Genomic DNA, 6,384 nt, shown 5'->3' with positions numbered 1-6,384 from the left:
GCCCATCACCGCGAACCGCCCCCACCGCAACGCCACCACCGACCCACCGGCAGGCCCCCTCCACGAGGAACTCCGACGACGATGGGAACGGACGGCTACGGCAGGCATGGCCGGGATCATTGGCCATGCCCGAACGGCACGTCAACCTCCCGACCGGCGGATCAGGAGTTGTACACCCCCTGCGCCCGCTCCAACCCCTCCAGCACCAACGCCTCCACCGCGTCCGCCGCCCGGTCCACGAAGTAGTCCAGCTCCTTGCGCTCCGCCGACGAGAAATCCTTCAGCACGAAATCCGCCACCTGCATCCGCCCCGGCGGCCGGCCGATCCCGAACCGCACCCGGTGGTACTCCGCGCCCATCGCCTTCGTCATCGACTTCAGACCGTTGTGCCCGTTGTCCCCACCGCCCAGCTTCAACCGCAGCACCCCGTAGTCGACGTCCAGCTCGTCGTGCACCGCCACCACGTTCGCCAACGGCACCTTGTAGAAGTCCCGCAACGCGTTCACCGGACCACCCGAGAGGTTCATGAACGACATCGGCTTCGCCAGCACCACCCGCCGGCTCCCCGCCCCCGGCGGACCCAGCCGCCCCTCCACCACCTGCGCCTGCGCCTTGCCCGCCCGCTTGAACCGGCCGCCCATCCGCCCGGCCAGCAGATCGGCCACCATGAAACCGACGTTGTGCCGGTTCATCGCGTACTCCGGACCCGGATTGCCCAGGCCCACGATCAGCCACGGCGCACTGGCATCGGTCGTCACGTCCACGTCTCCTCGACTCACAGACACGGGCCACCCGCACGGATGACCGGCAGGCTCCCCCCACGGAACACGCACGGCCACCGGTCGGCGGCAGCCGCACACAGGGACCCTACGCAGACCGCCGCCCCCCGAAGGAAGCGGCGGCCGGCGAAACGACGATCCGGAGGATCAGGCCTCGGCGGACTCGGTGTCGGCCTCGGCCTCGGCCGGGGCCTCCTCCGCCTGGGCGGCCAGGACCTGGAGGACGACCGCGTCCTCGTCGATCGCCAGCGTGGTGCCCTTGGGCAGCGGGATGTCCTTCGCCAGGATGGAGGCGCCGGCCTCCAGGCCCTCGATCGAGACGGTGACGGCCTCGGGGATGTGCGTGGCCTCTGCCTCGACGGTCAGCGTGCTCAGCACGTGCTCGAGCAGGTAGGCGCCCGGCGCCAGGTCGCCCTCGGTGTGCACGTAGACCTCGACGTTGACCTTCTCGCCGCTGCGGACCAGAAGCAGGTCGACGTGGTCGAGGAAGCCCTTGATCGCGTCACGCTGCACGGCCTTCGGGATGGCCAGCTGCGTCTTGCCGTCGAGCTCCAGGCTCAGCAGGACGTTCGGGGTGCGCAGCGCGAGCTGGAGCTCGTGGCCCGGCAGCGTGATGTGCATCGGCTCGGCGCCGTGACCGTAGACCACGGCGGGAACCTTGCTGTCACGACGGATGCGGCGGGCGGCGCCCTTGCCGAACTCGGTGCGGGTCTCGGCGGCGAGCTTGATCTCGGCCATGTTCACTCCTCGTAGGACGGGGGAAAGATGGTCACCCGGCCACACCATCGGCCTGCTACGAAGAGCGCGTCGATAACGGACCGCCGTACACACGCGCAACACACACGCGTACGGCCTCCCTCGCCGAGCAACTGGGACAGTCTACGCAGCGGGAAGGCCGTACACGAAATCGATCACCAGGCGAGCGGGACCGGACGCCACCGGACGAGAAACGTCACTGCACCCGGCCCCGGCACCCTCACTGCTCGTCGAACAGGCTCGTCACCGAACCGTCCTCGAACACCTCACGCACCGCGTTCGCGATCGTCGGCGCGATCGACAGCACCGTGATCTTGTCGACCTCCAGCTCGCCCGGAGTCGGCAGCGTGTTGGTGAAGATGAACTCGCTCACCTTGGAGTTCTTCAGACGATCGGCCGCCGGACCCGACAGCACACCGTGCGTCGCCGTCACGATCACGTCCTCCGCACCGTGCGCGAACAACGCGTCGGCCGCCGCACAGATCGTGCCACCCGTGTCGATCATGTCGTCCACCAGCACACAGACGCGGCCCTTGACCTCGCCCACGACCTCGTGGACCGTCACCTGGTTCGCCACGTCCTTGTCACGCCGCTTGTGCACGATCGCCAGCGGCGCCCCCAGCCGGTCGCACCAACGGTCCGCCACCCGCACGCGGCCGGCGTCCGGCGACACCACCGTCAGCTTCTCCCGGTCCACCTTGCTGCCCACGTAGTCCGCCAGCAGCGGCAGCGCGAACAGGTGGTCCACCGGACCGTCGAAGAAGCCCTGGATCTGGTCCGTGTGCAGATCCACCGTCAGGATCCGGTCCGCACCCGCCGTCTTCATCAGGTCCGCGATCAGACGCGCCGAGATCGGCTCCCGCCCACGGTGCTTCTTGTCCTGCCGCGCGTACCCGTAGAACGGCACGATCACGGTGATCGAACGCGCCGACGCACGCTTCAACGCGTCGATCATGATCAACTGCTCCATGATCCACTTGTTGATCGGAGCCGTGTGGCTCTGGATCAGGAAGCAGTCCGCGCCGCGCGCCGACTCCTGATACCGCACATAGATCTCACCATTGGCGAAATCGAAGGCCTTCGTCGGGACGACCCCGACACCCAGCTGGTGGGCGACCTCCTCGGCAAGCTCGGGGTGGGCGCGGCCGGAGAAGAACATCATCTTCTTCTCGCCGGTCGTCTTGATCCCGGTCACAGCACTGTCTCCTCAGAGGTGTCTCAGCTGGATGTCGAGAAACCACGCCGCTGGGCGCGACGAGGCCGTCTCAGCTGGTGGGGTGCGGGTGTGCACTTATCACGGTACGCCGACTCCGACGCGCCCGTTTCCGGTCAGCCTTCGCCTTCCACCTGGCGCGACGCCGCCTCGGCCGCCTTCGCAGCCGCACTGCCCGGACGCTTGCGAGCCACCCAACCCTCGATATTCCGCTGCTGGCCACGGGCCACGGCCAACGAACCGGGCGGCACGTCCTTCGTGATCACGGAGCCGGCGGCGGTGTACGCACCGTCCCCGACCGTGACAGGCGCCACAAACATGTTGTCCGAACCCGTCCGGCAATGCGACCCGACGGTGGTGTGATGCTTGTCCTGTCCGTCGTAGTTCACGAACACGCTCGCGGCGCCGATGTTCGAGTACTCACCGATCGTCGCGTCCCCCACATACGACAGATGCGGGATCTTCGTCCCCTCGCCGATCGACGCGTTCTTCGTCTCCACGTACGTGCCGATCTTGCCCTTCGCCCCCAGACGCGTACCCGGCCGCAGATAGGCGAACGGCCCCACCGACGCCCCCGCCCCGATCCGCGCGCTGTACGACACCGTGTTGTCCACCCGCGCCCCCGCACCGACCTCCGTGTCCGTCAGCCGACAGTTCGGACCCACCTCGGCGCCCTCGCCCAGATGCGTCGACCCGTGCAACTGCGTACCCGGGTGAACCACCGCGTCCTGCTCGAACGTCACCGTCACGTCCACCCACGTCGACGCCGGATCCACCACCGTCACACCCGACAGCATCGCGGCCGTCAGCAACCGCTCGTTCAGAATCCGGCGCGCCTCGCTCAACTGCACCCGGTTGTTGATGCCCGCGATCTCACGATGGTCCCCCGCGACCGACGCACCCACCCGGTGCCCCGCCTCCCGCAGGATCCCCAGCACGTCCGTCAGGTACTCCTCGCCCTGACTGTTGTCCGTGCGCACCTTCTTCAACGCGTCCGCCAGCAACTGCCCGTCGAACGCGAACACCCCGGAATTGATCTCCCGGATCGCCCGCACCGCCTCCGACGCGTCCTTGTGCTCCACGATCCCCGTGACCGCACCCGACGCCTCGTCCCGCACGATCCGCCCGTAACCCGTCGCGTCCGGCACCTCGGCCGTCAGCACCGTCACCGCGTTCCCGTCCGCCCCGTGCGTCGCCGCCAGCTGCGCCAGCGTCGCACCGGTGAGCAGCGGAGTGTCGCCGCAGACGACCACCACCGTGCCGTCGACCCCGCCGCCGAGCTGCTCCAGCCCCATGCGCACGGCGTGACCGGTGCCGTTCTGCTCCTCCTGCACGGCGGTGCGCACGGCGGAGTCGATCTCGGCGAGGTGCGCGGTGACCTTCTCGCGGGCGTGCCCGACGACGACGACCAGGTTCTCCGGGTCCAGCTCGCGGGCGGCGGCCAGCACGTGGCCCACGAGGCTGCGGCCGCTGATCTCGTGCAGGACCTTCGGTATGGCCGACTTCATACGGGTGCCCTCACCCGCTGCGAGTACGACGACGGCTGCCGGGCGAATGGCGCTCACGGAGTTGCCCTTCGGCTGTGGAGAGGTGGGGACATCCGAAGGATACCGGGGCGTTTCCGGGGGGACATGAGAGCGGGCCCCGACCCCGGCTGGGGCAGGACCCGAACGTGTCTTTTGTGTGGTGTGGGCTCCCGGAGAAGGATTCGAACCCTCATTCAACGGACCAAAACCGTTTGTCCTGCCCTTAGACGATCCGGGATGGATTTCGCGCTATGTCCGATTTTGTTGATCGGCTTCGCGCGCGGACTCCACTATGCCGTACCAGGAGCCCTCGATGCGACGGTACAAGTCGGCGCCCTTCAGGACTTTGATCACCAGGCAGCCCCGGTAGGACTCGCCGGTGTTCTTCCGCACGGTCCTGGGGTTGTGCTTCTTCAGCGTCGTCTTGTTGAACCGGGAGCGGTCGGCGCCCGTGAGCTCGGCCCAGTGGCTCTCGGCGCCCGCCACGTCGGCGTTCTCGTGGATCATGACGGTGAAGCGCAGGTGTTCGCGTGCGACGCCGAGCAGGTCCAGCCAGGCCAGATAGACCTGGATCACGCCGGGGTCGCTGTTGACGAAGGCGACCCGCTCGCGTCGTTGGTACGGCTTGTCCTTCGAGCCCTCGGCCCAGTAGAGGCTCACGCCCACCAGGAACAGCTCTCGCGGGGAGAGGGGGCCCACCGCCCGCCGGGCGGCCTGCTTCGCGCGCTGCCGCTCCTCCTCGCGGACGCGCAGCTTCGCCTCCCAGCCGCGCCGGGCGATCGCCGAGGCCTCCTGCGGGCTGCGCCGGCGCTCCGGCCTCGGCAGATCCCGGACCCACAGCGAGACCGAGCTCCTGGAGCAGCCCAGCTCCGCCTCGATGCGGTCGTACGTCCAGCCCTGGAGTCGTAGTGCGCGCGCCCTGGCCCTGAGGTCGTCCTTGGCGTTGGGGCGCTTCGTCCACTCCGGGGGCGGCTCGCCCTTGACGAGCCGGTTGAGGAGGTCGTTGTTGTGGATCTTCAGTTCGTCGCGGATCTGCCGGAGGCTGCGGCCCGCCCGCCGCAGGGCGAGCGCCTGCTCGCGCAGTCCTTCGAAGTCCGCGTACTTGCCGGGGGTATGTGCCATGCGCACACCGTCTGGGCGGAATGCTCAGTTCCGGGGTCGAACGGGCGTGGTTCAGCAGTTCGAGGGATACCGGTGGGTTTCGATGTTGTTCGGTTACGGTGTGTGGTGTGGGGCGGGCGGAGAAAGTCGCCGGAAATGGCGAGGGCCGCGCCCGTAGGGTGGAGTCATGACCACGACGGGGGAAGAGGACACGGCGGCCCGGGGAGGGCCGTGGTGGTGGAGCAGACGGCGTAGCGCGGCGTTCGACTGGACCCTGGGGTTCGTGTCCGCCGTGGAGTGTGCGGTGGAGGGGGTTCCGTTCGCGCAGGACGCCGGGATTCCGGTGGCGGCGGGCGTGGTGTTCGGGGCGCTGGCCGGTTCGGTGCTGGTGGTGCGGCGGAAGTGGCCGATCGCGGTGGTGTTGGTGGCGATCGCGATCACGCCGGCGCAGATGGGCTTCCTGATGGGGATCGTGGGGTTGTACACGCTCGCCGCGTCGGAGCTGCCCCGGCGGATCATCGGTTCGCTGGCGGGGATGCAGCTGCTGGGGACGTTGATCGTGACGTTCGTGCAGGTGCGGCAGAGCATGAACCGCGGGTCGTTGACGCTGGGGGACTGGTTCGTGCCGTTCGCGGCGATCACGACGTCGTTGGGGCTGACGGCGCCGCCGTTGCTGCTGGGGATGTACGTGGGGGCGCGGCGGCGGCTGATGGAGAGTCTGCGTGAGCGGGCGGACAGTCTCGAGCGGGAGTTGCAGTTGCTCGCGGAGCGGGCGGAGGAGCGGGCGGAGTGGGCGCGGGGTGAGGAGCGCACGCGGATCGCGCGGGAGATGCACGACGTGGTGGCGCACCGGGTGAGTCTGATGGTGGTGCATGCGGCGGCGTTGCAGGCGGTGGCGCGCAAGGATCCGGAGAAGGCGGTGCGCAACGCGGTGCTGGTGGGGGACATGGGGCGGCAGGCGTTGACGGAGTTGCGGGAGATGCTCGGGGTGTTGCGCAGTGACGGGGCG

Annotated in this window: 6 protein-coding genes and 1 tRNA gene; 1 reads left to right on the top strand and 6 read right to left on the bottom strand. The window is 68.8% G+C overall.

Annotated elements, in window-relative coordinates:
* Positions 1–161: 161 nt before the first annotated feature.
* The 6 genes from pth to KMS84_RS37470 all read right to left on the bottom strand — a co-directional run bounded on the left by pth (position 162) and on the right by KMS84_RS37470 (position 5,396).
* Entirely contained in the window at positions 162–764 is a 603-nt protein-coding gene (gene pth / locus KMS84_RS37495; protein ID WP_256921027.1) for an aminoacyl-tRNA hydrolase, read from the bottom strand.
* Between the two features lie 162 nt (positions 765–926).
* Positions 927–1,517 carry a 50S ribosomal protein L25/general stress protein Ctc gene (locus KMS84_RS37490; RefSeq protein ID WP_256921026.1) on the bottom strand — a complete coding sequence of 197 codons (591 nt, stop codon included), beginning with the start codon at positions 1,515–1,517 and terminating at the stop codon, positions 927–929.
* Between the two features lie 238 nt (positions 1,518–1,755).
* The gene (locus KMS84_RS37485) at positions 1,756–2,730 is read right to left on the bottom strand and encodes a ribose-phosphate diphosphokinase (protein ID WP_256921025.1); all 975 of its coding nucleotides are present in this window, start codon (positions 2,728–2,730) and stop codon (positions 1,756–1,758) included.
* A gap of 134 nt (positions 2,731–2,864) precedes the next feature.
* Positions 2,865–4,313, bottom strand: a complete 1,449-nt coding sequence (glmU, locus tag KMS84_RS37480) for a bifunctional UDP-N-acetylglucosamine diphosphorylase/glucosamine-1-phosphate N-acetyltransferase GlmU (RefSeq protein ID WP_256921024.1) — start codon at positions 4,311–4,313, stop codon at positions 2,865–2,867.
* 128 nt (positions 4,314–4,441) lie between these two features.
* A tRNA-Gln gene (locus tag KMS84_RS37475) sits at positions 4,442–4,512 on the bottom strand.
* A gap of 11 nt (positions 4,513–4,523) precedes the next feature.
* A complete protein-coding gene (locus KMS84_RS37470; RefSeq protein WP_256921023.1) occupies positions 4,524–5,396 on the bottom strand; it encodes a hypothetical protein in 873 nt (290 codons plus the stop codon).
* Between the two features lie 166 nt (positions 5,397–5,562).
* Between KMS84_RS37470 and KMS84_RS37465 the strand changes: the two genes are divergently transcribed.
* Positions 5,563–6,384, top strand: an 822-nt coding sequence (locus KMS84_RS37465) for a sensor histidine kinase (RefSeq protein WP_256921022.1), incomplete at its 3' end; no start/stop codon positions are given.

It is taken from the genome of Streptomyces hilarionis (assembly GCF_024539675.1).
Lineage (GTDB): Bacteria > Actinomycetota > Actinomycetes > Streptomycetales > Streptomycetaceae > Streptomyces > Streptomyces hilarionis.
The sequence above is the reverse complement of the archived record's forward strand: the minus strand, read 5'-3'. Positions and strand labels throughout refer to the sequence as shown.

Excerpts from the sequence above, each read along its gene's own strand:
- KMS84_RS37470 (WP_256921023.1), bottom strand. The coding sequence starts at position 5,396 with ATGGCACATACCCCCGGCAAGTACGCGGACTTCGAAGGACTGCGCGAG.
- KMS84_RS37490 (WP_256921026.1), bottom strand. The coding sequence starts at position 1,517 with ATGGCCGAGATCAAGCTCGCCGCCGAGACCCGCACCGAGTTCGGCAAG.